Here is a 25,465-nt window from a genome sequence, read left to right on the forward strand (position 1 = left end):
TATTGGGACGAGAGTCCATTCCTTAGGAATTGAACACCTCATGTCTTTCGCTTGGCAAATTGGATAAGCTCTCCTCGGTGCGCCGGGAAGTCTGGTCGGCAGAGCATTTGCCGTACCCGGACGACAACTCGAAAGCGAGCGATCCTCGTGACCCAGCCCCTTCGCTCCGAACTCTCCCGCTACCTCCGCACCGAGACCGTCGGCGGGTCGATCCTGCTCGCCGCCGCGGCCGTCGCCCTCGTGTGGGCGAATTCCCCCGTCTCGGAGTCGTACTTCGCGCTCCGCGACTGGCAGATCGGGCCCGCGGCACTCCACCTGCACCTGACGGTCGGGACGTGGGCGCAGGACGGACTGCTCGCGATCTTCTTCTTCGTCGCCGGCCTGGAACTGAAGCGGGAACTGGTGGTGGGCGAACTCGCCGACCGCAAGCGAGCCCTGCTCCCGATCATCGCGGCCTGCGGCGGTGTGGTGGTGCCCGCGATCATCGCCGCGACGATCGGCGCAGGCACTCCCGGCATGGATCGGGGCTGGGCGATCCCCGTCGCCACCGACATCGCGTTCGCACTGGGAGTGCTCGCACTGACCGGTTCGCGCATCCCGGCGAGCGCCCGGGTGTTCCTGCTCAGCCTGGCCGTCGTCGACGACCTTCTCGCGATCGTGCTGATCGCGGTGCTGTTCACCACCTCGATCGCCCTGCTGTGGCTGCTCGGCGCCGCCCTCTGCCTGGCCGTCTACGCGTTCGCCCAGCACCGGCGCATCACCACGCCGCTGCTCTACGTCCCCCTCGCACTGCTCACCTGGTACTGCATGCACGATGCCGGGATCCACGCGACGCTGGCCGGCGTCGCCCTCGGCCTCCTCACCCGCGTGCGACGCGACCCCGGGGAGAACGAGGCCCCCGGCGCACGGCTCGAGCACCGCATCCAGCCCCTGTCGGCCGGCGTCTGCGTCCCCCTGTTTGCCCTCTTCGCGTCCGGGGTGGCCCTGAACAGCGAACTCCTCGGGCAACTATTCACCAACCCCGTCTCCCAGGCCGTGATCGCAGGACTTCTCGTCGGCAAGACCGTCGGGATCTTCGGGATCTCGTGGCTCGCGATCCGCCTGGGCATCGCGAAGAAACCGCGGGCACTGGGGTTCCGCGACATGTTTGCCCTCTCAGTGCTCGGCGCGATCGGGTTCACCGTTAGCCTTCTCGTAGCGGATCTCGCGCTCGAGGGGATCGGTGACGGCAGCGCGGCCGAGATAGCTAAGGTCGCGGTGCTCGTGACATCGTTGACAGCGTCGCTGATCGGATCAGCGTTACTGTGGCGACGCGGTCGGGTCCATGCGGCCCGAAATGATGACTCGGAAGAGCAAGAGCTACCTGGAGGGGTCGACAAGTGAGCATCACTCACGGCAAGGGAGACAGCCCGCGTTACACGGGAGACGGGGTGCCGAACACGGTGTCGTCGATCCCGCTGACGGACGTGGACGCCCAGACGCCCGGCGAGGCGAGCCTCGGCACTCTGGTCAAGCACGCGACCGCGCAGGTGTCCACCCTGGTTCGCGCCGAAGTCGAGCTCGCCAAGGCCGAGGTCACCGGCGAGGTCAAGAAGGGCCTGCAGGGCAGCCTGTTCTTCATCCTCGCGTTCACCGTGCTGCTGTTCAGCTCGTTCTTCTTCTTCTTCTTCCTCGCCGAACTCCTGGACGTGTGGATCGCCCGCTGGCTCGCGTTCCTGATCGTCTTCCTGATCATGGTCGTGGTGACGGCGATACTCGCCCTCCTCGGCTACCTGCGGGTGCGGAAGCTACGCGCCCCCGAGAAGACCATCGACTCCCTGAAGCAGGCCAAGACCGTGCTTCCGTCGTCGTACTCGGATGCGGAAGCCCATCTCGCATCGTCCAGCGGACGTCACGCGCGGTAATTCGCTCCGGTGGCACCACCAGATCCGTCTACCGTCCGTTTCGACGGCCCCTGGATTCATCGCGACATCCATGCCAACGGAATCCGATTCCACACCGTCGAGGTCGGCGCATCCGCACCGGATGCGCCGCTCGTCGTCCTGCTGCACGGTTTCGCGGATTTCTGGTGGTCATGGCGCCACCAGCTGACCGCGCTGTCGGACAAGGGGTACAGGGCCGTCGCCGTCGACCTCCGCGGCTATGGCGATTCCGACAAACCGCCGCGCGGCTACGACGGGTGGACACTGGCCGGTGACATCGCGGGCCTGATCCGGGCGATGGGCTACGGCGACGCGACCCTCGTCGGGCACGCCGACGGCGGCCTCGTCTGCTGGGCCACCGCCGTGCTCCACTCCCGGCTCGTCCGGTCGATCGCCCTGGTGAGCTCGCCGCATCCTCTCGCGCTCAAGCAGGCCGTCCTCCACGACCGGTACCAGCGCAAGGCCCTGCTGCCCTCCTTCGTGTCCTGCCAGGTGCCGTGGCGACCGGAGCGGCGCCTCACCCGGGACGACGGGTCGGAGGTCGAGCGGTTGATCCGCGCGCGCTCGGGCCCGTCGTGGACGGCGAACCCCGAGTTCGACGTGGTGATGTCGCGGATGCGGTCCGCGATCCAGATTCCCGGCACGGCGCACTGCACCCTGGAGTATCAGCGGTGGGCGTTCCGCAGCCAGTTCCGGCCGGACGGCAGCCGGTTCATGGCGTCGATGGATCAGACGCTGCGGATCCCAGTCCTGCACATCCACGGCGACCTCGACCCGTACGTGCTCGCGGAGACGGTGCGCCGCAGCCACCGCTTCGCGCCCACCCAGCAGATGCACACCGTCACCGGTGTCGGCCACTACGCGCACTGGGAGGCCCCGGAACGCGTGAACGCCGCACTGCTCGACCTCGTCGCGCCGCGCACGGCCTGACGCTCAGAGAATGCACGCCCCCGTGTCGACGGCGGCGGACGCCCTGGACGCCGCCTGCAGCTGACGCGAGACCTCGGCGGCGGTGAGCACGAACCCGGTGTCGCTGTTGTCGACGGCCGCGCCGAACACCACCCCGAGCACCTGCCCGTCACTGTCCACGAGTGGTCCGCCGGAGTTGCCCTGCCGGATCGAACCGCGCACCGTGTACACCTCACGCTGGACGGTGCCGGCCCGGTAGATGTCAGGACCGCTCAGGTCCAGGATCTCCCGGATCCGCGCGGCGCTGGCCGTGTACGGTCCGCCGCCCGGGTATCCGAGCACCAGCGCGTTGTCGCCGGTCCGCGCCGGTTCGGGCGCGAAGTTCAGCACCGGGGCATCCAATCCGGGCACCTCGAGAATCGCGACGTCGGCGGACGGATCGAACAACACGACCTCGGCGTCCATCGGCCCGTTCGCGGTGTCGACGACGATTCCCGCCGTTCCCGCGACCACGTGCGCGTTGGTCATCACCCGGTCGGGCGCGACGACGAACCCGGAGCCCTCCAGAGCCCGCTGGCAACTCGGGGCCACACCCCGGATCCGCAGCACGCTCGACTGCAGCGAGGACGCCACGGGGCTCTGCAGCACGCTGGCGTCCGGCGGGTCGACGGTCGTGATGGGAGTGCGCCCGAACGGCCCGATGACGTCGGGAAGCCCCGACGTGTCGAGCAGGGCCGTGAACTCGGTGGGCAGTTGCCGCATCCAGGCGGGTGCGATGTTGTCGACCGTCTCGAGAACGCTCGACCCACGCACCGCGGCAGCCAGCTGGGGTTGGGACGACGACGTCAGCGGGATCGCCAGCAGCCAGGCCGCGATGAACACCGCGACGGCCTGCACACAGGCCCCGATCACGCTGTCGACTGAACGGGCGACCGGGCTGTGCATGCTTCCGCGGGCGGCGCGGCCCAGCACCATGCCCGCCACCTCGCCGATGATCACCAGGACGACGATCAGGGCGATGCCTACCAGTACGCGACCGCGGCCCTCGTCCACGTGCACGAGCACGTGCGGGGCGATCAGGATGCCCGCCACCGCGCCGAGCACAACCCCGATGAACGCGAGCACCGATGCCACGGCACCCTGACGCCAACCGGAGGTCGCGGCGACGAACGCGATCAGCACGATCGCCAGGTCGATCCAGCGCGACCCGGTCATCGCTCGACCGCCGGTCGGCCGGGACCGTGCGTCAGGTGGTCGTCGTCGAGATCGTTGTCGAGTTCCGCGAGGACGGTGTCGAGGTCGCGGATGTCGCGGCGGTCCCACTCCTGTTCCCAACCGGAGATCGCGAACAGGGCGGCCAGGATTCCGGCCGTGAACCCCCACACGAGCATGCCGTCGGCGGCGAACGCCGGACCCTGGTATCCGGCGGGATGCCGCACCTGGAATCGGTTCCGGGGATCGATCAGGGTGTGCACGGGAACCCGGGCGACGCGCTCCGCCTCCGCCGGGTCGACCACGCCGACCTCGCTCGGCTTCTCCCAGTACGCGAGGACCGGGGTGACGTCGAATCCGGACGGGGGGATGAAGATCTCCTCGAGCACGGCGAGGGGACGGACCCCGGACGGGTCGAGACCGGTTTCCTCCTGGGCCTCTCGCAGCGCCGTGGCGATCGGGCCCTCGTCGCCGGGGTCGCTGGCACCACCGGGGAACGCCACCTGGCCACTGTGCTGACGCATCGTGGACGCCCGCTGGGTCAGCAGGACGTCGGCGCCGGCGGGCAGGCCGCCCGACATCAGGGGGTCGGCCTCCGCGGGCCCGCCGAACAGCACCAGCACAGCCGCCTCACGGGTGGCCGTGCCCGTGGGCGCGCGCCGGTCGAGGACAGGGTTGATCCGGTGCGGGTCGGCCGGAGTCCGCTGCACGACCCGGCGCAGCCAGGACGGGACGACGACGCCGTCCATCGAGAACGTCATGCCGCGACCCCCAAGTTCTGTTCGACGGCAGCCGCGATGTCGTCGACGCTGTGGAACGGCTGCGGCAGGACCTTCGCCACCGTGCCGTCGGGCCGGATCAGCACCGAGACGGGCAGCACCGGCGGGGCTCCGACCACCCCGCGGACTCGTCCGTCGCCGTCCTGCACACCGGGCAGGGTGACGGAGTAGTCGATCAGTCTGGAGAGCGCGCTGGACTCGTTGGGATCGGTGTGCACCGTAAGCACGGTAACCGCGTCCCCGGCACGATCGGAAAACTGCTGCATATAGGGCAGCTCCTCGGCGCAGGGGCCGCACCAGTACGCCCAGAGATTCAGCAGCGCCGGCCGGCCTCCGAGCGCGGCCGCCAGATCGACCGGGGTGCCGTCGCCGACGCATTCGAGCGCGATGCCGGAGAGGACCGCGCCGGCCGACGGCTCCCCGGTGGACGCCGGAGCGGGACACGGTGCCAGATCCGCTTGCGCCCGCAGCGCCGCGAGCGCGTCCGGGTCGGTGTTCACCGATGTGGGGGTACTGCTCCCCGAACCGAACCGGTCCTCGTACGACGGCGCCCCGGCATCGTCACCTCGGGGCCAGATTGCGACCACCAGCGCCACCACGACAACGAGAGCGGCCAGACTCCACCGCGCTGCACTAGACACTCGTCTCTACCCTCACCTGCCGGCCAGACGCAGCAGATGCTCCGTCTCCGGTCCTCGAACCAGTTCTGCCGCGACGTCGGGGTCGACGGGGCCCAACCCGTACGACGGACAATCCTTCGCGAGCACACACACCCCACATGCAGGCTTGCGGGCGTGGCAGACGCGTCTGCCGTGGAAGATCACCCGGTGCGACAGGAGCGTCCACTCCTTGCGCTCGATGAGGGCGCCGATCGCGTGCTCCACCTTGACCGGGTCTTCCTCCTCCGTCCACTTCCAGCGCCGGACGAGCCTCCCGAAGTGGGTGTCGACCGTGATGCCGGGCACGTCGAACGCGTTTCCGAGGATCACGTTGGCCGTCTTCCGGCCGATCCCCGGCAGCGTCACGAGGTCCTTCAGATTGCCCGGGACCTCGCCGTCGAAGCGCTCCAGCAGTGCCTGCCCGAGCCCGATCAGCGAGTTCGTCTTGTTGCGGTAGAAGCCGGTGGACCGGATGTACTCCTCGAGTTCGGTCCGTTCGGCCTCCGCGTACGCCTTGGCATCGGGGTAGCGGGCGAACAGCGCCGGCGTCACCATGTTCACCCGCACGTCCGTGCACTGCGCGGAGAGGATCGTCGCGACGGCGAGGTCGAGGGGTGTGGTGAAGTCGAGTTCGCAGTAGACATGAGGGAAGGCCTCCGCGAGCCGACGGTTCATTCTGCGGGCACGCCGGACGAGACCGAGCCGGGTTTCTTCCTGCTTCGCCGCCCGCGAACGGGTGCGTCCACGCACTTCGGAGCCGTCGCTGGGGGTCGCATGCACGCGATCAACTCTACGGATACCCGACCGATCCGAATCGCCGCTGTGTCGCTTCTGAGACATTTGCAGTGTTTACTTCCCGGTATGCAAGGTCTCGCTGTGGTCCTCTTCCCAGTGCTGCTGATGCTGTTTGCGCTGGCCATGGAGCGGGTGGAGTTCAGACTCCGCCGGCTCACGGTTCGTCAGCAAGAGGTGGAGGAGTTCCTCGACCAGGCAAGTCACGACGAAGTGGCCACCCTGGCCCACGAAGGATTCCCCCACGCATTGGCACGCTTCCATCGTCGTCGCAAGGGTCGTGCAGACTTCGAAACCGACGACGCCGCGATCACCGAAGTGGGCTCGCGGCGCGCCAGCTGACCCCCGCGAAGTACCCGCAACGACACACCGCAGGACGCATTCCCCGGTTAACTTTTGCGACTTCCGTGGTATCGGTCACTCAGACCGAGCCGTCTCAACGTAGACTTCAGAGCCGTACCTGTTGCACAGCGACACGCCGCGGATAACCGGGGCATCGTCGACATGCAGCAAATCGCGCACAATATGCATACAGACGAACAATATTCCCAAGGAGCGCACGTGGACGACGTCCTGGCAAGAGCCGGCATCTTCCAAGGAGTCGAGCCCTCAGCGGTAGCGGCGCTGACCAAGCAGCTGCAGCCTGTCGACTTCCCCCGCGGACATGTCATCTTCAACGAAGGTGAGCCCGGTGACCGCCTGTACATCATCGTGTCCGGCAAGGTGAAGATCGGTCGCCGCTCGCCGGACGGCCGGGAGAACCTGCTGACGATCATGGGCCCGTCCGACATGTTCGGCGAGCTGTCCATCTTCGACCCCGGACCGCGTACGTCCACCGCCACGACGGTCACCGAGGTCCGCGCGGTCAGCATGGACCGCGAAGCGCTCAAGGCGTGGATCGACCACCGCCCCGAGATCGCCGAACAGCTCCTGCGGGTGCTCGCGCGCCGTCTGCGTCGCACCAACAACAACCTGGCCGACCTGATCTTCACGGACGTTCCCGGCCGTGTCGCCAAGGCGCTGCTGCAGCTCGCGCAGCGGTTCGGCACGCAGGAGGCGGGTTCGCTGCGGGTCACGCACGACCTCACGCAGGAAGAGATCGCCCAGCTCGTCGGTGCGTCCCGCGAGACCGTCAACAAGGCGCTCGCCGATTTCGCTCACCGAGGATGGCTGCGCCTCGAAGGCAAGAGCGTGCTGATCTCCGACTCCGAGCGCCTGGCACGCCGCGCGCGGTAGTTCTCGCACCTGACGAATTCGGCCACCCCCTCCGCAGGGAGGGGGTGGCCGACGTCGTTCGGTGGCTAGGCGCGACTGCGCAGGTAGGCGAGTTGCACGGTGACGGATTTCTCGGCGACCGGCCACAACTTCGGGTCGACGTCCGAGTAGACGTGCTCGACCACCTCCCGGACGGTCGGGGTGCCGCCGAGCGCGTCGAGCGCGGCCCGCACCTGGTCGAGCCGCTCCTCCCGATGATCGAGATACTGCTGCGCGATCGCGTTCAGGTCGGGAAGCTCGGGTCCGTGACCGGGCATGACCTGGCGGCCGGAGCCGAGGTCCAGCAGGCGGCGCAGCGACGACAGGTAGTCGCCGAGGTCGCCGTCCGTGTCGTCGAGCACCGTGGTGCCGCGGCCGAGGATCGTGTCGCCGGTGAGGACGGTGCCCTCGCCCTCCACGGCGAAGGACACCGAGTCCTTCGTGTGCCCGGGTGTGGCGATCACCGTGAGGGTGAGTCCAGCGACGTCGATGGTCTCGCCGTCGACGAGGACGGCGCCCCCGCCGCGGAGGAACTCGGGATCCACCGAACGCACGGGCGCGCCGGTGAGTTCGAAGAACCTCTGCACTCCGCCGGTGTGATCGAAGTGACGGTGCGTGATCAGCGTCAACGCGACCGGACCGAGTGCCGCGACGCGGGAGAGGTGCTCCTCGTCGGCGTCACCCGGGTCGACCACCACACACTCGTCCCGGCCCGGCGCACGCAGAATCCACGTATTGGTTCCGTCGAGTGTCATCATGCCGGGATTGTTCTCGAGCATCACCGAGACGGTCGGGGTGACCGCCCGCACCTGGGCGTACGCCGGATGGGCAAGCGTCATGGCGTTACGACTCCGGCCGCACTTCGGCGATCAGCTCCACCTCGACGGGGGCGCCGAGGGGCAACTCCGCGACCCCGACGGCCGAGCGCGCGTGGGCGCCGGCGTCCCCGAACACCTCACCGAGAAATTCGGATGCACCGTTCACGACGCCGGGCTGCCCGGTGAATCCCTCGGCGGAGGCGACGAATCCGACGACCTTGACGATCCGCACCACCGAGTCGATGCCCACGAGGGCGTCGACCGCTGCCAGCGCGTTGAGTGCGCACGCCCGGGCCGCCGCCTTCGCGTCCTCGTCCGACACGTCTGCGCCGAGTTTGCCGGCGATCGTCAGGGTGCCCTCGACGATCGGCAACTGCCCGGACGTGTACACGTAGTTGCCGGTGCGCACGGCGGGCACGTACGCGGCCACCGGCGGGACGACGGACGGCAGCGTGATGCCGAGCTCGGCCAGGCGAGCGGACCAGTTCTGTGTCTCTGCCACGGCCTTCAGCCCTTCGGACGCTTCAGGTACGCGACATGCTGCTCACCGGTGGGTCCGGGGAGAACCGTCACCAGTTCCCAGCCGTCGGTGCCCCACTGATCGAGGATCTGCTTGGTCGCATGTGTGAGCAGCGGAACGGTGGCGTACTCCCAGGAAGTCAATTCACTCATGCCGGTGAGCCTATCCCCCGCACATCCCGCCTCCCAGACTTATAGGCTCGACCCGTGGTTGCATCCCCAGACCAGCTCACCCCCGCGTGGCCCGAGAAGGCTGCACGGGCCCGGCTGCACTTCGTCTCCGGAAAGGGCGGCACCGGAAAGTCCACGGTGGCCGCCGCGTTGGCGCTCGCCCTGGCCGAAGGCGGGCGTCGCGTGCTGCTGGTGGAGGTCGAGGGCAGGCAGGGAATCGCCCAGCTCTTCGACGTGCCCCCGCTCCCACCGCAGGAGACGAAGGTCGCGGCCGCCGAGGGGGGTGGTGAGGTGATGGCGCTGGCCATCGACATCGAGACCGCCTTCCTCGAATACCTCGAGATGTTCTACAACCTCGGTTTCGCCGGCCGCGCGATGCGCAAGTTCGGTGCCATCGAGTTCGCCACCACCATCGCGCCCGGCCTCCGGGACGTGCTGCTGACCGGCAAGATCAAGGAATGCGTGGTGCGCAGTGACAAGTCCGGCAAGCGGGTGTACGACGCCGTCGTCGTCGATGCGCCGCCTACCGGGCGGATCGGCAACTTCCTCGACGTGACGAAGGCGATGGCCGACCTCGCGAAGGGTGGTCCGGTGCGCTCGCAGAGTGAAGGCGTGGTGCGTCTGCTGCATTCCGACGAGACCGTCGTCCACCTCGTGACCCTGCTCGAGGCGCTGCCGGTGCAGGAGACCACCGACGCCGCAGTGGAACTGGCGCACGCCGACCTGAGGCTCGGCACCATCGTCGTCAACCGCACCAGCCCGCAGTTCCTGCCCGCCGAGACGTTGGCCGACGCCGCGAAGGGCCGGATCGACGCCGACGCCATCCGCGCCGGGCTGCGCACGAGCGGGATCACCCTCGACGAGGACGATTTCGCGGGGCTGCTCACCGAGACGATCGAGCACGCGTCGGTCCTCGAGGCGCAGGAGGAGAGTGCGGGACAGCTCGCCGAAGTGGACGGGGCGCGACTGCATCTGCCGTCGCTCGCCGATGGCGTGGACCTGGGCGGGCTGTACGAGCTCGCGGAGTATCTGACGGAACAGGGTGTCCGATGACGCAGACTGCTGAACACGAGCGCCGCCGCACCGCCGCCGCACTGGATGTGGCGGGAATTCTGGAGAACCGGGCCACGCGGATCGTCGTGTGCTGCGGTGCCGGTGGCGTCGGCAAGACCACCACTGCCGCGTCGCTGGCGCTGCGCGCGGCGGAACAGGGGCGGAAGGTGGTCGTGCTGACCATCGACCCGGCGCGCCGACTCGCGCAGGCCCTCGGCGTCGCGGAACTCGACAACTCGCCGCAACCGGTGCAGCTGGGACCGGGCGCCACGGGCGAACTGCACGCCATGATGCTGAACATGCGCCGCACGTTCGACGAGATGGTGATCGAGCACTCCACCCCGGAGAAGGCGGAGCAGATTCTCGCGAATCCCTTCTATCAGACCGTCGCCACCTCGTTCTCGGGAACGCAGGAGTACATGGCGATGGAGAAGCTGGGGCAGCTCGCCTCCAGCGACGAATGGGATCTGGTGATCGTCGACACGCCGCCGTCCCGTAACGCCCTGGACTTTCTCGACGCACCCCAGCGCCTGGGCGCCTTCCTCGACGGTCGCATGATCAGGTTGCTCACCGCACCCGGCCGCGGCCTCACCCGGCTCGTCACCGGCGCGATGGGGCTCGCGCTGCGCGGCGTCTCCACGATCGTGGGAAGTCAGATGCTGTCGGACGCCTCGAGTTTCGTGCAGTCACTGGACTCGATGTTCGGCGGATTCCGCGAAAGAGCCACGCGCACTTACGAGTTGCTCCGACAGTCGGGAACCAAGTTCCTGGTGATCGCAGCGGCCGAACCGGATGCCCTGCGGGAGGCGGCGTTTTTCGTCGACCGGCTCGCGGGCGACGAGATGCCGCTCGCGGGCCTCGTCCTGAATCGGACGCACCCCACTCTCAGTTCCCTGTCTGCCGATCACGCGGTCACTGCCGCTGACAAACTCGGGGACCGAGACCCCCTCACCGCCGCCGTGCTGCGGATCCACGCCCATCGGGCGGTGATCGCCAAGCGTGAGGTCCAACTGCTGAGCCGGTTCACGGCCGCCCACCCTCGGGTGCCGATCGTCGGCGTGCCCTCGCTGCCGTTCGAGGTGTCGGACCTCGAGGCCTTGAGAGCGGTGGGCGACCAGCTCACCCGCACGAGCTGATCCGCTCGCTGCCGGAGAACCGGTCACCCGTCTGGTGCTTACCTGCCTGTGAGTCAGTGTCCGAATGTCAGACGGCGGACTGGTGCTGCCGCTGAGCCTCGAAGAAATCGGACCATGATTCCACCTCTGGGTGCTGCTTGAGCAACGCCCTGCGCTGACGTTCCGTCATGCCACCCCACACACCGAACTCGACCCGATTGTCGAGTGCATCGGCTCCGCACTGCATCAGTACCGGGCAATGCCGGCAAATGGTTGCGGCCTTGCGCTGTGCTGCGCCGCGTACAAAGAGTTGATCGGGATCGACTTCCCGGCAACGGGCCTGAGTGACCCAGGCGATTCGCGCTTCTGCTTGCTCGACGTCCAGACGGCTGGTTGGGGTGGTCATATGCATTCGTTTCCCCTTTTCGAGTCTGCGCAGCCAGCGCTTATCACGCCGAGGCTGCACCACATAAGCGATGGAGTGTTATCTCCATCACACTGTTCCAACAATTTAGGTAAAGAAACCGCAACGCGCAAGACGAAGAACACGCTTTTTTGGTACGCCCGTCCATACCCCGTGCTCAGGGCATTTTCCTGGCCGAATTCTGCGCCCAACCAGCGCACCCGCAGACCCCACGTAGTCTGTAGATCGTGTCGATTGCAAAAACAGTGGGGAAGCTCGCAGGATCCTCCGCCCTGGCTGGTGTTCTCCTCGCCGGCGTGATGTTTCCGCTCGCCGGCGGGTTCGGTTACGCCTCCAACCGGGCGGCTGACACCGTCGACAACGTGTCCGCCGAACTCGTCGAAGGAACGGTTCCCGCGGTCTCGACGATGGTCGACTCGGCGGGCAATCCCATCGCGTGGCTGTACGACCAGCGGCGGTTCGAAGTCCCGAGCGACAAGATCTCGAACGAGATGAAGCTCGCCATCGTCTCAGTCGAGGACCGCCGGTTCCCCGAGCACAAGGGCGTCGACTGGCAGGGCACCATGCGCGCCTTCCTGACCAACACCACGAGCGGTGAGGTCCAGCAGGGTGCATCCACGCTCGACCAGCAGTATGTGAAGAACTACCAGCTGCTCGTCGTCGCCAAGACCGACGCCGAACGCCGCGCGGCGATCGAGACGACGCCCGCCCGCAAGATCCGCGAGATCCGGATGGCGCTGACGCTCGACAAGGAACTCACCAAGGACGAGATCCTCACCCGCTATCTGAACCTGGTTCCGTTCGGCAACGCCTCGTTCGGCATCCAGGACGCCGCTCAGACCTACTTCGGCATCGACGCGTCCGCGCTGAACACCCAGCAGTCCGCGATGCTCGCCGGGATGGTGCAGTCGAGCTCGGCGCTGAACCCGTACACCAATCCGGAGGGCGTCCTCGAGCGCCGCAACGTGGTTCTCGACACGATGATTTCGAGCATCCCGGAGCGGGCCGCCGAGCTGCGGCAGCTCAAGGAGACACCCCTCGGCGTGCTGCCGGAGCCCAACCGGCTGCCCCGCGGGTGCATCGCCGCCGGCGATCGCGGGTTCTTCTGCGACTACGCCCTGCAGTACCTGGCCAACGCCGGCATCAGCCGCGAGCAGATCGACAAGGGCGGCTACCTGATCAAGACGACACTCGACCCCGCGGTCCAGGCGTCCACCAAGGCGGCGCTCAGCGCGAAGGCGGACCCGAACCTCGACGGCATCGCGAATGTCATGAACGTGGTCCAGCCCGGTCAGGATTCGCACCGCATTCTCGCGATGGGCAGCAGTCGCACCTACGGCCTCGACGCGAACGCCAACGAGACCGTCCAGGCTCAGCCGTACTCACTGGCCGGGCACGGCGCCGGGTCGATCTTCAAGATCTTCACCACAGCCGCGGCCATGGAGAAGGGTCTCGGCACCAACGCCATCCTGGACGTCCCCGGGCGGTTCGAGGCCAAAGGCATGGGTAGCGGTGGCGCGCGGGGCTGCCCGGCGTCCACGTACTGCGTCGAGAACGCGGGCAAGTACCCGGCTTCGCTCTCGGTGACGGACGCGCTCGCACAGTCGCCGAACACCGCGTTCGTCAAGCTCATCCAGGCCACCGGCGTCACTCCGACCGTCGACATGGCCGTGCGGCTGGGTCTGCGCTCGTACGCGGAACCCGGCACGTCCGGATTCGACGACCGCAGCATGGCCGACTTCCAGAAGGATCAGAACCTCGGTTCGTTCACCCTCGGGCCCACCTGGGTCAACCCCCTGGAACTGTCGAATGTCGCCGCGACGCTGGCATCGCACGGCAAGTGGTGTCCGCCCACCCCGATCGACTCGGTCTTCGACCGGGAAGGCAAACCCGTCTCGGTCACGCAGCAGGCCTGCGAGCAGGTGGTCGAGCCCGGCCTCGCGGACACCCTCGCCAACGCCATGAGCAAGGACGACAAGCCCGGCGGCACGTCCGCCGGCGCGGCGGGCAGCGCAGGCTGGACGCTCCCGATGTCCGGCAAGACGGGTACCACCGAGGCCCACATGTCCTCGGGCTTCCTCGGGTTCACCAACAACTTCGCCGCCGCCGTCTACGTGTTCGGCGACTCCCCGACGCCCGGTGAGATCTGCTCGGGCCCCCTGCGGCCCTGCGGTGACGGAAATCTCTACGGCGGTAACGAGCCCGCCCAGACGTGGTTCGCCGCGTTGAATCCGGTCGCCAACAACTTCGGACCGACGACGCTGCCGCCGCTCGATCAGAAGTATGTGCGCGGTTCGCAGAACGGCCAGGTTCCGGACGTCACCGGGCTGAGCCAGTCGGCCGCGACGTCCCGTCTGCAGGGAGCAGGGTTCACCGTGAACGCCGTCACCACCGAATCGCAGGCGACCAAGGGCACGGTCACGGGCGCGTCGCCGTCCGGTTCCGCCATTCCGGGGTCGACCATCACGATCTACGTCAGCGACGGATCGGTGAAGGCCGCTCCCCCGCAGGCGCCGGCTCAGGGCATCCCCGTTCCGCCCATCCAGCTGCCCGGTCTGCCGCCGATCCAGCTGCCGCCCATACCTCGATAACCCCACGTGAGTGGGAAAGCGTGCGGGGGCACACTTTCCCACTCACTGCGGGTCAGAGGCGGGACTTCACCGCGTGCGACAGCCGCGAACCGTCGGCCTTGCCGCCCGCGAGTGCGCCGGCGGCCTTCATGACCTGACCCATCTGACGCATACCGGGACGCTCACCGATCTCCTCGGCCACCTGCGCGATGGCGGTGTCCACGACGTCGACGAGTTCCGCGTCGGTCAGCGGGGTCGGGAGGTATTCGTCGATGATCTGGGCCTCGGCGCGCTCCTGCGCGGCCAGCTCGCCCCGACCGTTCTCGGTGTAGATCTCGGCGGACTCGCCGCGCTTCTTCGACTCCTTCGCGAGGACCTTGAGCACCTCGTCGTCGGTGAGTTCGCGAGCTTCCTTGCCGGAAACCTCTTCGGTCTGCACGGCGGCCATCAACATGCGGATGGTGGCGGTGCGCAGCGAATCCTTGGCCTTCATGGCGGCCGTCATGTCGGAGCGCAGTCTTGCTTTCAGTGAATCTGGCATGGGCGAAACGCTACGCGCCCCGATTCGGACACTGCACCTCGATTGCGCCCACCAGTATCCTGGAAGGGTGTCTGACGAGTTCCGTGCCAACCTGACCCGCGCCGCCCTGGGTACGGCGGGTGCCGCCGCCCTCGGCATCGGCTACGCCTCGCTCATCGAACGCAACGCGTTCGCGCTGCGTGAAGTCACGATGCCGGTGCTCGAACCCGGGTCGTCGACGCTGCGGGTGCTGCACATCAGCGACCTGCACATGATGCCCGGACAGCGGCTGAAGCAGAACTGGCTGCGCGAACTGGACAACCTCGACCCCGACCTCGTCGTGAACACCGGCGACAACCTGTCGCACCAGCGGGCGGTGCCCGCGGTGGTCCAGGCGATGGGCAATCTGCTCGCGCGGCCCGGACTGTTCGTCTTCGGCAGCAACGACTACTTCGCGCCGAAGCCGAAGAACCCGCTCAAGTATTTCCGGAAGGAACACAAGCGTGTCCTCGGCGAGCCGCTGCCGTGGGGCGACCTGCGTGCCGCGTTCACCGAGCGCGGCTGGTTCGACGTCACGCACGTCCGCCGCGATCTCGAGGTGTCGGGGGTGCGGATCGCGTCGGCTGGCGTGGACGACCCACACCTCAAGCGCGACCGGTACGACACGATCGCCGGTCCGCCCAACCCGCTGGCCGACCTCCGCCTGGGCATCACCCACTCCCCCGAACCGCGGGTGCTCGACCGGTTCGCGGACGACGGATACGACCTCGTGCTGGCGGGTCACACTCACGGCGGTCAGTTGTGCCTGCCGTTCTACGGCGCGCTCGTCACCAACTGCGACATCGACCGCTCGCGGGTGAAGGGCCCGTCGAAGTGGGGTGCTCACACCCAACTGCACGTGTCCGCCGGGATCGGGACGTCCCCGTGGGCGCCTGCCAGGTTCTGCTGCCGCCCCGAGGCGACGCTCCTGACGCTCGTTCCGGCCCAGCGTGGCGGCTCGGACACTGACGCCACCCGCGGTCGCACGGAGTCGTCGGAGAGCACCGTAATGCGCAACTGACCAGGGGATTTAATGGTGACTGGCTACGTAATGTAAGCTAGCCGAGGTTCAACACGGGGTGTGGCGCAGCTTGGTAGCGCGCTTCGTTCGGGACGAAGAGGTCGTGGGTTCAAATCCCGCCACCCCGACAGTGTGAGACACCAGAAGAGGCCCCGACCGGTTCGCCGGTCGGGGCCTCTTCTGCATGGTGGGGGCCGTCCCGTTGCACGGACCCCGCACCCACCCGTCCAACAGCTCAGGCTAGCCTCACCTCATGTCTTCGAGACTCTACGTACGCGCCTGGCTGGTTGCCCTGGCCACTGCCCTTCTCGCCGCCTGCGGCACCACCGACACCGGTTCGTCCGCCGGCAACACCGACGTCGCCACCGGCGGTCGGCTGTTCGCCACGGCGGACGCCGAGACCGCCAAACTCGGCACCGACGCCGAACCCGGCACCTTCCCCCGGACCATCACCCACGCGCTGGGCGAGACCGTCATCGAGAAGAAGCCCGAACGCGTGATCGTGCTCGACGGCGGCGAACTCGACGACGTGCTCTCCCTGGGGATCACGCCCGTCGGACTGGCCAGCCCGGAGAGCGCCGCAGGGCAGCCCTCCTACCTCGCCGACAAGCTGGCCGGAGTGCCGGACGTCGGGACCACCAACAACCTGAACCTCGAGGCGATCTCCGCGCTGCATCCCGACCTGATCCTGGGCAGCAAACTGCGCGCCGACAAGCTGTACCCGCAGCTGTCGTCCATCGCTCCGACCGTGTTCGGCATCCGTCCCGGCTTCCCGTGGAAGGAGAACTTCCTGCTCGTCGCGGATGCGCTCGGTGAGGAGACCAAGGCGCAGGACGTGCTCAACGCCTACCAGTCCCGGGCCGACGAGGTCCGGGAGTCGATCACGGGTGCACCGACGATCTCGCTGGTGCGGTTCATGTCCGGCAAGATCCGCCTGTACGGCAACCTGTCGTTCATCGGCGTCATCCTGAACGACGTCGGGCTGCCGCGTCCGACGGTGCAGAACGTCGACGAACTCGCCGTCGAGGTGAGCCAGGAGACGATCGGGGAGGCCGACGCCGACCGGATCTTCTACTCCAGCTACGGCGCGCCCGACACCACCGACGAGTCGACCGTGGTCGGCGGCCCGCTGTGGAATCAGATGCAGGCAGTGAAGGACGGCAAATCCGTGCACGTCAGCGACGAGACCTGGTTCCTCGCCCTCGGCCCCACCGGCGCGATGCTCGTCCTGGACGACCTCGAGAGCATGCTCGCAGCCTGAAGCACCGAGTCGCTGACTTACTGGGGGGCGGGCATGAACGCGTCGTAGATTGCCTGCGGCGCACCGTCGATGGCCCAGATGACCATGAGCCCGACGGCCACGGTGAGGGCGGGCCCGAGCACGATCTTCTCGAAGGGCCCGCCCGCCCGGATGGACAGGAACGACGGAAGCCGGAACTCCCACCACCGTTCCTTGCCGAGCGTGAGGAACGGGGCGAGGAAGGGGACGCCTTCCTTGGTGATGGCGTCCCCGAGACAGTGCGTGACGCAGCCGAGCGCCACCGCGACACCGAGTCCGGTGGAGCCTGCCTCGGTCGGATACGACTGCCAGGTGAGGGCGGACAGCACGGCAGCGACCACCGAAACTGCCAGCCAGCCTTTTTCTTTGGCCAGCTCTCCGGCCAGCCCGCGAAGCGCGAGCCCGAGGCAGACGAACAACGTTCCGATGATGGCCGGTTTGCCGAACTGGACGACCAGCGCGGAGACGCCCGCCCCGATACCCGCCGCGAACAACGCGGTGTGGGTGAGCGTGCGGTGCCCGCCGCGCCGCTTACCGTCGCGCCTGCCCTTGGTGACGGTGTAGAAACCCAGCGACACCGCGTCGACACCCTTCGCGACGACGCTGCTGACCGGACCGAACGACCGCGAGACGGTGGACTGGCTCGTGTCGAGATCCGGGAGCAGCGCCGCGCCGGCACACACCGCAGCGAACGTGAACGTCTCGGCCGTCGAGGTGGGCCCACCCCAGTCGAGCGGCAGAAGATCTGCCACCGCCAGACCGACAGCCGCACCGGACATTGCGTGGGTAGGACCCATCACCATGGAAGACAGCACCTTTCGACCCCGACTCGGGACACGGTCATCCGAGCCGGTGTCCTGACACCGCCTAACCTAGCAACAACATCCGACACATCCGTCACACCCCTGTGAGGTGCGAAGCGCATGGTGGATGATGGAACTGTCCGACTGCGTGCAGTCGGGCGAAGGGAGGGTCGAAAATGGAAACTGTGGTCGTGTTCGTTCTCGCCTGTCTGATCTATTGGTGGGGCCTGCTCTGACGCCTGCCCCACCACCGTGTCAGCCCCGGCTCTGCCCTTCCCGGACACCGATTTCCACTCGCTTGCCGAGGTCGGGGTCGACGTTCTTCCAGTATTCGAAGACGCGTAGCAGGACCGGCTCGCTGACACCGCCGAGTGCGTGACCGACGATGTTGCTCACGAGGCGGTCGCGTTCGTCGTCGTCCAGGACCTCGCGGACGAGCGTGCCCGCCTGCGTGAAGTCGCCGTCCTCGGCGTGCTCGACGTAGCCGGCGCGTACCGACTCACCGTCGAACGCCCAGAGACCCTCGTCGCCCGCGAGTGACGCGTCGGCGTGCGGGCCGCCGTAGGAGTTCGGCGCGTACACCGGGGTCTCGGGCGAGTTGGTGGCGTACCGCATCGCGCCGTCCTGTGAGTACGAGTTCACCTGGTTCTTCGGCGCGTTGACCGGCAGTTGCGTGTAGTTGGCGCCGATGCGGTACCGGTGTGCGTCCGCGTACGAGAAGACGCGGCCCAGCAACATCTTGTCGGGTGAGAAGCCGATTCCCGGAACGACATTCGACGGCTCGAACGACGCCTGCTCGATCTGGGCGAAGAAGTTGTCGGGGTTGCGGTTGAGGGTCCACTTGCCGACCTCGATCAGCGGGTAGTCCTTCTGCGACCACACCTTCGTCAGGTCGAACGGGTTGAACCGGTACCCCTCTGCCTCGTCGACGGGCATGACCTGGACCTTCAGCGTCCAGCTGGGGAACTCGCCGCGGGCGATCGTGTCGTACAGGTCGGCGCGGTGATGGTCGGGGTCGTTGCCGGCGAGGGTGTCGGCCTCGTCCTGCGTGAGGAACTCGATGCCCTGGTCGGTCTTGAAGTGGTACTTCACCCAGAAACGTTCACCCTCGGCGTTGACCCACTGGTACGTGTGCGAGCCGAATCCGTCCATGTGCCGCCAGGTCTTCGGGATTCCGCGGTCGCCCATCAGCCAGGTCACCTGATGCGCGGACTCGGGCCGCAGCGTCCAGAAGTCCCACTGCATGTTGTGGTCGCGCAGACCGGATGCCGGCAGACGCTTCTGAGAGTGGATGAAGTCGGGGAACTTGATCGGATCCTTGATGAAGAAGACCGGGGTGTTGTTGCCGACGAGGTCGTAGTTGCCGTCCTCGGTGTAGAACTTCACGGCGAATCCGCGCGGGTCGCGCCAGGTGTCGGGGCTGCCCTGCTCGCCGGCGACGGTGGAGAAGCGCACCAGCGATTCGGTCTTCGCACCGGGCTGGAACAGCTTGGCCTTCGTGAACCGGCTCACGTCGTGGGTCACCACCAGTTCGCCGAATGCGCCGCCGCCCTTGGCGTGAACGACGCGCTCCGGGACGCGCTCGCGGTTGAACTGCGCGAGCTTCTCGACGAGGTAGTGGTCGTGCAGGAGGATGGGACCCTGAGGCCCGGCGGTGAGCGATTCGTTGTCGCTGGCGACGGGAATTCCGGCGTTGGTGGTGGTCGCGCGCTGTGTTTCAGGCATGGCAAAGCCTCCAGGTTGCATCGGATGAGGGTGTAGCGGTGGGGACGGAGGGACGGGTCAGGACAGGGCTGCTGCCGACCCGGTTCCGCTCTGCGCGCCGGTCTGACGCTGCGAGCTCTGCGCGCCGGTCTGACGCTGCGAGCTCTGCGCGCCGGTCTGACACTGCGAACAGAGCCCCCAGAAGACGACCTCGGCCTCGTCGATCTCGAAACCGTGGGACTGCGAGGGGTCGAGGCACGGTGCCTCGCCGACTGCGCAATCCACGTCCACGACGGTCCCGCAGCTGCGGCACACGAGGTGGTGGTGGTTGTCTCCGGTACGGGTCTCGAACCGTGCGGGCGAACCCGCGGGCTCGATTCGGCGGAGCAGGCCGGCGGCGGTGCACGCCTTGAGGACGTCGTACACCGCCTGGGTGGAGACCGAACCCAGCTCGCCGCGAACTACGGCCGCGATGTCGTCGACGTCGGAATGTGGCTGTACGGCAACCGCATTCAGCACTGCAACTCGCGGGGCAGTGACACGCAGGCCCGCGGCGCGCAGTTGCGCTCGGGGATCCGTGTCGTGTCGCATGTGTTCCAGTATCTCCGTTATTTGGAATTAGTCAAGAAAAGGATTCACCTTGACGTGTCGGAAACTTCCGACATATTGTCGTGTCGTGCCCGACGACGACGTCTTCCTCGCCCTCGCGAACCCCGTGCGCCGTCGTCTGCTGGAAATCCTGGCCGACGGACCCCGGACGGCAGGCGACCTCGCCGGTCGTTTCGACCTCAGCCGTCCCGCCGTCGCCGAGCACCTCCAGGTGCTGCGCAAGGCGGGGCTGGTCCGCGACGAACCCTCGGGACGGCAACGGCACTACCACCTGACCGCACAGCCACTCGCCGACGTGGGCGACTGGCTGCACCCGTTCGAGCGGTTCTGGCGCGGCCGCTTGCGCACACTCGCCGACATCCTCGAGGAGGACTCGTGACCGACCGCACCACCACCGTGATCTCCGTCGACCAGTTCATCGCCGCGCCGCCCGCCGCGGTGTGGCGGGCTCTGACCGAGCCGGAACTGCTGGCGCGATGGTGGGCCGCGGGCGACATCGCCGCGGCGGTCGGGCATCGGTTCCACCTGGACATGCCCGGCTGGGGTTCCGTGCCCTGCGAGGTGGTCGAGGTCGAACCCGAACGGCGCTTCGTCTACACATTCACCGAGAACTGGACGCTGACCTGGACAGTGACACCCGAGGGCACCGGCACCCGCCTGTTCCTCGAACATTCCGGCTTCGACCTCGACGACAAGCGCAGTCGCGACGCGTTCGAGCGGATGGGTCCGGGCTGGCGCGACACGGTGCTGCCGCGCCTCGCCGGCGTCGCCGCGGAGATCGAGTAGCGCGCCGAGCTGTCAGCGCCTACGCGCGGGACCGGTGGTCATCCGGCCGTCCGTGATCACGATGCCGTGGTGGACGCCGGGCCTCAGCCACGCGGCCAGGGTCGGACCTTCGGCTCGCACGTCGACGCGGGCGTACCGGAAATGCCCGCGCAGCCGCGCCGACGCCGTCACCAGCCCCTGCCCGTCCTCGGCCGGTTGCGCGAATCCGAGTGCCCCGGCGATCGGTAGCCGCGGCCCGCGGGGCCGAGTGCTCGTCGTGACGCGCCACGACTCGCCCGTCGCCGAGAAGGCGCCGTGCACGTCGCCGCCGAACTCGGCCTGGACCTTCGGCAGTCCCCAGTGGACGCGTCCGCCGTGCACGGACGGTTCCGAGTCGACCGCGATGAACGGCACCGCCATTCGCGGCAGGTAGCCGGTGCGACGACCCGGCGCCCGCAGCACCGGGCTGCCCAGGATCTCGCGGTAGGGCCCGACGGGTGAGTCCAGGTAGTCGACCACCATCACCAGGGTCAGTGGCACGGTCGCGCCGTCGGGCCCGAGTACCCGAGCGGTGTCGGTGCTGCGGTGCCACCAGAGCGTCGCGCGCACCCCCGCCGGCCACGGGGGCGGTGAGCTCGCGGGCCAGTCCGCGCGATCGGTGTGTGATTCAGGCACGCTCCACATCGACTGTCTCCTTTCGCGTGACCACCGTCAGGGGGAGCCGCAGTGCGCCCGGGGCGTCGGCGGGGACCACCGGATTCCGGGGCGAAGTGGGTTCGATACGTACGTACGGCTTGCCCGGCGCGGGCCGGGGGTCGGGCTCTTCCTTGTTGGGCCACAGCGCGAATGCACGCTCGGCCTGGGCGGTGATGGTGAGCGACGGATTGACCCCCAGGTTCGCGCTCACCACCGACCCGTCGGCCACGTGGAGGCCGTCGTGTCCGTACGCCCGCAGGTAGGGGTCGACGACACCCGTGTCCGGTGAGTCCCCGATGGCGCAGCCCCCGAGGAAGTGCGCGGTCATCGGAATGTTCACGACGTCGGCGACCGAACCACCGGGGTCTCCCCCGATCCGGTCGGCCACCTTGCGGATGGCCGTGTGGCCCTGCGGAATCCATTCGGGCGGCGGATCACCGGGCCCGGGCCGGCTGGTGACCGCGCGACCGAGGCGGCCCTTCCCCTTCGCGAGTTCGAGCGAATTGTCGTCGGTCTGCATCACGAGCGCGATCACGGTGCGCTCCGACCAGTGCCGCACCGACAGGCTGCGCAGGAACGCCCCGGGTCGACGCAACGCGACGCCGACCGTCTTCAGCAACCGCGGTGTTCTGCCGCCGCCGTCGCTGAGGACGGTCTGCAGCAGCCCGATCGCGTTGCTGCCCTTGCCGTACCGCACGGGTTCGATGTGGGTGTGGTCGTCGGGGTGGAACGAGGACGTGATGGCCACGCCCTGGGTGAAGTCGGTGGCGCGGTTCTTCGCCGTGGCGGCGAGGACCGCCTCCGAATTGGTGCGCACCACCGACCCCAACCGCGGCGACAATCGCGGCAGCGCGCCGGATTCCTTCATCGCCAGCAACAGCCGCGCGGTGCCGTACGTGCCGGCCGCGACCACCACCTGGTCGGCGGTGAACGTGTACTCCCGCTTGCGAATCCCGTCGGTGCGGCGGGTCCGCAGTGTGTAACCACCGCCCGGCCGGGGCCGCAGTTCCGTCACGGTCGTCAGCGGATGAACCCGTGCACCGGCCTTCTCGGCGAGGTGGAGGTAGTTCTTCACGAGCGTGTTCTTCGCGCCGACACGGCAGCCGGTCATGCAGCCCCCGCACTCGGTGCATCCCGTGCGGTCGGGCCCCGCTCCTCCGAAGAACGGGTCGGCGACCGTCGCTCCCGGCTCGCCGAAGAACACGCCGACCGGTGTGGACGTGAACGTCGCGCCGGCGCCCATCTCCTCGGCCACCTCGCGCATGACGGCGTCGGCGGGGGTGAACGACGGGTTGGTCGTCACGCCCAGCATCCGCTTCGCCTGCTCGTAATACGGGGCCAGCTCGGACTGCCAGTCGGTGATGTGCGCCCACTGCCTGTCCTCGAAGAAGCGGGGTGACGGCTGGTACAGCGTGTTGGCGTAGTTCAACGATCCGCCGCCGACCCCGGCCCCGGCCATGACCAGGACATCGGGCAGGAGGTGGATCCGTTGCACGCCATAGCAGCCCAGCCGGGGCGCCCAGAGGTAACGGCGCAACCGCCAGCTCGTCTCCGGCAGCTCGTCGTCCGCGAAGCGCCTGCCCGCCTCGAGGACGCCGACCCGGTACCCCTTCTCCGTGAGCCTCAGTGCCGCGACGCTGCCGCCGAACCCGGAGCCGACCACGACCACGTCGTAATGCGTCATGCGACGGTCTCCCGCGCGGCCCCGCGTCGTGACACGTAGTTCTCCTGGTCGAAACGCTGCAGTTGCGAGCGGAATCTCCAGGTGAAGGTCGGCCACTGCACCGAGTTCCGGCCCTCGGAGTCGTAGTACCAGCTCGAGCAGCCGCCCTTGTTCCAGACGGTGGTCCGCAGGTCGGACTGGATGCGGGCGTTGTACCGGCGCTGCGCCTCCTCGGTGACCTCGAAAGCGGCGATCCCGCTGCGACGCATCACCTTCAGCGCGTCGGCCACGTACTCGGACTGCGACTCGAGCATGTAGACGATGGAGCTGTGACCGAGATTGGTGTTGGGACCGTACATCAGGAACAGGTTGGGGAACCCGGCGACAGTGGTCCCCTTGTACGCGCTCGGGCTGCCGCCCCAGTGCTCGGCGAGAGTGCGGCCGTCGACGCCACGCAATGCGTGCGCCACAGGCGGTTCCGTCGGGGTGAAGCCGGTCGCGAAGACGATGGTGTCGACCTTGTGCTCGCGTCCGGTCGCGTCGACGACGCCGTCCCGCGTGACTCCGGCGAGTCCCGCGTCGACCAGCGTGACGTCGGGGCGGTCGAGGGTCCGGAGCCAGTCGTTCGACAACAGCATCCGCTTGCAGCCGATCGTGAAGTTGGGCGTGAGCTTGCGGCGTAATTCGGGATCCCGTACCTGTCTGCGGAGGTGCACCCGGGCCACCATCTCGAAGACGGGCAGCAACCCAGTGGCATGTGCGAGCACCCCACCCAGAGCTTCCCGGAAGCTGTACACGGACGCTCGGACGGCCTTCTGCACCAGCGGAAGTCGCCGGTACAGTTTCTTCTCGGCCCCCGACAGCTCGCGGTCGAGGCGCGGGATCACCCAGGCGGGGGTGCGCTGGAACACGGTCACGTGCCCGGCCACGGGGGCGATCTCCGGGACGAACTGCACGGCCGACGCGCCGGTGCCGATGACGGCGACCCGCTCCCCCGCGAGGTCGTGGTCGTGGTTCCACGTCGCCGAGTGGAACGTGGTGCCGCCGAAGGTCTCGAGCCCCGGCATGTCCGGCACGCTGGGCGTCGAGAGCGCGCCGGTCGCGGCAACCACGACGTTCGCGGTCACCGTTCCACGACTGGTCCGGACGGTCCAGAGGGCCTCGGCGTCGTCCCAGTGAGCTTCCTGCAGTTCGCAGTCGGTCACCACGCGAGATCCGACGCCGGTGTCGACGGCCACCTTCTTCAGGTAGCGGTGAATCTCGGGCTGGCGGGCGAACGTGTGACTCCAGTCGGCGCTGGGCGCGAACGAGAACGAGTACAACGACGTCGGGACGTCGCAGGCACAGCCCGGGTAGGTGTTGTCGCGCCACGTCCCGCCGACATCCTGCCCGCGCTCGATGATCAGGACGTCGGCGTCCGGCTGCATCTGCAGAATGCGTGCGGCCAGCCCCATGCCGGCGAAACCCGCCCCCACGATCAGGGTGTGCACATGCTGTGGAAGATTCACGACTTCTCCATCTTCGATTCCCACACGGGCAGTAGCCGCGCGCGGAGCGACTGCTCGGCCTCGGCGGTGCGGAACAGCGCCGACACCGCGAGACCGCGAACCAATTCGATGCTGAGCTCGATGGTGTCGGCGTCGAAGCGATCGCCGAACACCTCCGCCGACCCGTGGCGCAGCGCGTCGTTGACCTTCCGCTCGAGCGGAACCGTCGCCTCGTACAGCACCGGGTCGGTCCGGGCGGCCACCCACAACTCGAGCGCGGCGTAGAACAGCGGACCGGAGAAGGCGTCGGCGAGCACTTCGACGCCGCGGCCGGCGTCCACCTCGGCGGCGAGGATCTCCTCCATCCGCTTGTCCACGAGATGTTCGACCGCGGCCACGACCAGCGACTCCTTGGTCGGGAAGTGGTGCAGCTGGGCGCCGCGCGACACTCCCGCCCGCCGGGCGATGCCCTGCGTGGTGGTGCGGGCGTACCCGAACTCCACCAGGGAGTCGACGGCCGCGTCGAGCAGCTTCGTGCGCATCGCCGCAGTTCGCTCGGCCTGCGTGCGGGTCGGTTTGGCTACTGCTGTGTCAGGTGTCACACCCAGCACTGTAGGTGGAAAAAAGAAAACAGTCCAGACTGACTTTAAGTTGCCGTGAGCACTTGTCAACGTCCCGCGGT

At 68.0% G+C, this 25,465-nt stretch carries 28 protein-coding genes and 1 tRNA gene; 13 read left to right on the forward strand and 16 right to left on the reverse strand.

The genetic code is table 11. The features are described 5' to 3' along the window. Nucleotides 1–147 precede the first annotated feature (147 nt). Genes nhaA through H0B43_RS15095 form a run of 3 tightly spaced genes read left to right on the forward strand, consistent with a single transcriptional unit; the run spans nt 148 to nt 2,852 of the window. On the forward strand, nt 148–1,383 hold the full coding sequence (gene nhaA, locus H0B43_RS15085; RefSeq protein ID WP_185727186.1) for a Na+/H+ antiporter NhaA: 1,236 nt from the start codon (nt 148–150) through the stop codon (nt 1,381–1,383). Next, complete coding sequence (locus tag H0B43_RS15090) at nt 1,380–1,904, forward strand: phage holin family protein (protein ID WP_185727185.1); 525 nt, start codon at nt 1,380–1,382, stop codon at nt 1,902–1,904. The genes nhaA and H0B43_RS15090 overlap by 4 nt, the downstream gene beginning before the upstream one ends. Before the next feature lie 9 nt (nt 1,905–1,913). Beyond that, nucleotides 1,914–2,852, forward strand: coding sequence for an alpha/beta fold hydrolase (locus H0B43_RS15095; RefSeq protein WP_185727184.1), 939 nt, complete (start codon nt 1,914–1,916; stop codon nt 2,850–2,852). A 3-nt stretch (nt 2,853–2,855) separates the two neighbouring features. Here H0B43_RS15095 and marP read toward each other — a convergent pair whose 3' ends face one another. The 4 genes from marP to nth are packed head-to-tail and all read right to left on the reverse strand — an operon-like array spanning nt 2,856 to nt 6,321. Then, nucleotides 2,856–4,046, reverse strand: a complete 1,191-nt coding sequence (marP, locus tag H0B43_RS15100; protein WP_185727183.1) for an acid resistance serine protease MarP — start codon at nt 4,044–4,046, stop codon at nt 2,856–2,858. Further along, nucleotides 4,043–4,804 (reverse strand): CoA pyrophosphatase, encoded by a 762-nt coding sequence (locus tag H0B43_RS15105; protein WP_185727182.1) that lies wholly within the window; start codon nt 4,802–4,804, stop codon nt 4,043–4,045. Before H0B43_RS15105 ends, marP begins: the two co-directional genes overlap by 4 nt. Continuing rightward, nucleotides 4,801–5,463 carry a TlpA disulfide reductase family protein gene (locus tag H0B43_RS15110; protein WP_185727181.1) on the reverse strand — a complete coding sequence of 221 codons (663 nt, stop codon included), beginning with the start codon at nt 5,461–5,463 and terminating at the stop codon, nt 4,801–4,803. The genes H0B43_RS15105 and H0B43_RS15110 overlap by 4 nt, the downstream gene beginning before the upstream one ends. A gap of 12 nt (nt 5,464–5,475) precedes the next feature. Then, a complete protein-coding gene (gene nth / locus H0B43_RS15115) occupies nt 5,476–6,321 on the reverse strand; it encodes an endonuclease III (RefSeq protein WP_185727180.1) in 846 nt (281 codons plus the stop codon). Nucleotides 6,322–6,342: 21 nt separating this feature from the next. On the opposite strand from nth, the gene H0B43_RS15120 reads away from it, so the two are divergent. Both H0B43_RS15120 and H0B43_RS15125 read left to right on the forward strand, forming a co-directional pair. Next, nucleotides 6,343–6,615 carry a hypothetical protein gene (locus H0B43_RS15120; RefSeq protein WP_185727179.1) on the forward strand — a complete coding sequence of 91 codons (273 nt, stop codon included), beginning with the start codon at nt 6,343–6,345 and terminating at the stop codon, nt 6,613–6,615. Nucleotides 6,616–6,834: 219 nt separating this feature from the next. Beyond that, nucleotides 6,835–7,509, forward strand: coding sequence for a Crp/Fnr family transcriptional regulator (locus tag H0B43_RS15125; RefSeq protein ID WP_005256089.1), 675 nt, complete (start codon nt 6,835–6,837; stop codon nt 7,507–7,509). A gap of 65 nt (nt 7,510–7,574) precedes the next feature. On the opposite strand, the gene H0B43_RS15130 is transcribed toward H0B43_RS15125, so the two are convergent. From H0B43_RS15130 to H0B43_RS15140, 3 genes are read right to left on the reverse strand one after another with little or no spacing between them, the layout of a single operon-like run. Continuing rightward, nucleotides 7,575–8,366, reverse strand: coding sequence for an MBL fold metallo-hydrolase (locus H0B43_RS15130; protein ID WP_185727178.1), 792 nt, complete (start codon nt 8,364–8,366; stop codon nt 7,575–7,577). Nucleotides 8,367–8,370: 4 nt separating this feature from the next. Further along, complete coding sequence (locus H0B43_RS15135) at nt 8,371–8,847, reverse strand: RidA family protein (RefSeq protein ID WP_185727177.1); 477 nt, start codon at nt 8,845–8,847, stop codon at nt 8,371–8,373. 5 nt (nt 8,848–8,852) lie between these two features. Continuing rightward, on the reverse strand, nt 8,853–9,017 hold the full coding sequence (locus tag H0B43_RS15140) for a DUF4177 domain-containing protein (RefSeq protein ID WP_005248493.1): 165 nt from the start codon (nt 9,015–9,017) through the stop codon (nt 8,853–8,855). 54 nt (nt 9,018–9,071) lie between these two features. On the opposite strand from H0B43_RS15140, the gene H0B43_RS15145 reads away from it, so the two are divergent. Further along, the gene (locus H0B43_RS15145; protein WP_185727176.1) at nt 9,072–10,088 is read left to right on the forward strand and encodes an ArsA-related P-loop ATPase; all 1,017 of its coding nucleotides are present in this window, start codon (nt 9,072–9,074) and stop codon (nt 10,086–10,088) included. Beyond that, on the forward strand, nt 10,085–11,224 hold the full coding sequence (locus H0B43_RS15150; RefSeq protein ID WP_185727175.1) for an ArsA family ATPase: 1,140 nt from the start codon (nt 10,085–10,087) through the stop codon (nt 11,222–11,224). Before H0B43_RS15145 ends, H0B43_RS15150 begins: the two co-directional genes overlap by 4 nt. Nucleotides 11,225–11,291: 67 nt before the next feature. Here the strand turns inward: H0B43_RS15150 and H0B43_RS15155 are convergent, their stop codons facing one another. Further along, nucleotides 11,292–11,615: a WhiB family transcriptional regulator gene (locus H0B43_RS15155; RefSeq protein WP_005248496.1), complete on the reverse strand. Its 324-nt coding sequence runs from the start codon at nt 11,613–11,615 to the stop codon at nt 11,292–11,294. A 257-nt stretch (nt 11,616–11,872) separates the two neighbouring features. Here H0B43_RS15155 and H0B43_RS15160 point away from each other — a divergent pair, with 257 nt between their 5' ends. Next, on the forward strand, nt 11,873–14,218 hold the full coding sequence (locus H0B43_RS15160; protein ID WP_185729951.1) for a transglycosylase domain-containing protein: 2,346 nt from the start codon (nt 11,873–11,875) through the stop codon (nt 14,216–14,218). A 52-nt stretch (nt 14,219–14,270) separates the two neighbouring features. Here the strand turns inward: H0B43_RS15160 and H0B43_RS15165 are convergent, their stop codons facing one another. After that, entirely contained in the window at nt 14,271–14,738 is a 468-nt protein-coding gene (locus tag H0B43_RS15165; protein WP_005248498.1) for a GatB/YqeY domain-containing protein, read from the reverse strand. Between the two features lie 67 nt (nt 14,739–14,805). On the opposite strand from H0B43_RS15165, the gene H0B43_RS15170 reads away from it, so the two are divergent. From H0B43_RS15170 to H0B43_RS15180, 3 genes are all read left to right on the forward strand, one after another. Further along, nucleotides 14,806–15,777 carry a metallophosphoesterase gene (locus H0B43_RS15170; RefSeq protein ID WP_185727174.1) on the forward strand — a complete coding sequence of 324 codons (972 nt, stop codon included), beginning with the start codon at nt 14,806–14,808 and terminating at the stop codon, nt 15,775–15,777. Nucleotides 15,778–15,831: 54 nt separating this feature from the next. Beyond that, nucleotides 15,832–15,905, forward strand: a tRNA-Pro gene (locus H0B43_RS15175). A 125-nt stretch (nt 15,906–16,030) separates the two neighbouring features. Then, complete coding sequence (locus H0B43_RS15180; RefSeq protein ID WP_185727173.1) at nt 16,031–17,038, forward strand: ABC transporter substrate-binding protein; 1,008 nt, start codon at nt 16,031–16,033, stop codon at nt 17,036–17,038. A gap of 17 nt (nt 17,039–17,055) precedes the next feature. Here H0B43_RS15180 and H0B43_RS15185 read toward each other — a convergent pair whose 3' ends face one another. From H0B43_RS15185 to H0B43_RS15195, 3 genes are all read right to left on the reverse strand, one after another. Further along, the gene (locus tag H0B43_RS15185) at nt 17,056–17,859 is read right to left on the reverse strand and encodes a metal-dependent hydrolase (protein WP_185727172.1); all 804 of its coding nucleotides are present in this window, start codon (nt 17,857–17,859) and stop codon (nt 17,056–17,058) included. A 255-nt stretch (nt 17,860–18,114) separates the two neighbouring features. Further along, entirely contained in the window at nt 18,115–19,584 is a 1,470-nt protein-coding gene (locus H0B43_RS15190) for a catalase (RefSeq protein ID WP_185727171.1), read from the reverse strand. A gap of 57 nt (nt 19,585–19,641) precedes the next feature. Then, nucleotides 19,642–20,154: a Fur family transcriptional regulator gene (locus H0B43_RS15195; protein ID WP_185727170.1), complete on the reverse strand. Its 513-nt coding sequence runs from the start codon at nt 20,152–20,154 to the stop codon at nt 19,642–19,644. An 85-nt stretch (nt 20,155–20,239) separates the two neighbouring features. Here H0B43_RS15195 and H0B43_RS15200 point away from each other — a divergent pair, with 85 nt between their 5' ends. Next, complete coding sequence (locus H0B43_RS15200; RefSeq protein ID WP_185727169.1) at nt 20,240–20,551, forward strand: helix-turn-helix transcriptional regulator; 312 nt, start codon at nt 20,240–20,242, stop codon at nt 20,549–20,551. Then, the gene (locus H0B43_RS15205) at nt 20,548–20,958 is read left to right on the forward strand and encodes an SRPBCC domain-containing protein (RefSeq protein WP_185727168.1); all 411 of its coding nucleotides are present in this window, start codon (nt 20,548–20,550) and stop codon (nt 20,956–20,958) included. The genes H0B43_RS15200 and H0B43_RS15205 overlap by 4 nt, the downstream gene beginning before the upstream one ends. Nucleotides 20,959–20,970: 12 nt before the next feature. Here the strand turns inward: H0B43_RS15205 and H0B43_RS15210 are convergent, their stop codons facing one another. The 4 genes from H0B43_RS15210 to H0B43_RS15225 are packed head-to-tail and all read right to left on the reverse strand — an operon-like array spanning nt 20,971 to nt 25,394. Next, on the reverse strand, nt 20,971–21,621 hold the full coding sequence (locus H0B43_RS15210) for a hypothetical protein (protein ID WP_185727167.1): 651 nt from the start codon (nt 21,619–21,621) through the stop codon (nt 20,971–20,973). Next, a complete protein-coding gene (locus H0B43_RS15215) occupies nt 21,605–23,317 on the reverse strand; it encodes an FAD-dependent oxidoreductase (protein WP_185727166.1) in 1,713 nt (570 codons plus the stop codon). The genes H0B43_RS15210 and H0B43_RS15215 overlap by 17 nt, the downstream gene beginning before the upstream one ends. Beyond that, a complete protein-coding gene (locus H0B43_RS15220; protein ID WP_185727165.1) occupies nt 23,314–24,804 on the reverse strand; it encodes an NAD(P)/FAD-dependent oxidoreductase in 1,491 nt (496 codons plus the stop codon). The genes H0B43_RS15215 and H0B43_RS15220 overlap by 4 nt, the downstream gene beginning before the upstream one ends. Then, the gene (locus H0B43_RS15225) at nt 24,801–25,394 is read right to left on the reverse strand and encodes a TetR/AcrR family transcriptional regulator (RefSeq protein ID WP_312033739.1); all 594 of its coding nucleotides are present in this window, start codon (nt 25,392–25,394) and stop codon (nt 24,801–24,803) included. The genes H0B43_RS15220 and H0B43_RS15225 overlap by 4 nt, the downstream gene beginning before the upstream one ends. Nucleotides 25,395–25,465: the final 71 nt, after the last annotated feature.

Origin of the sequence: Rhodococcus sp. 4CII (genome assembly GCF_014256275.1) — a bacterium.
GTDB classification, from domain to species: domain Bacteria; phylum Actinomycetota; class Actinomycetes; order Mycobacteriales; family Mycobacteriaceae; genus Rhodococcus_F; species Rhodococcus_F wratislaviensis_A.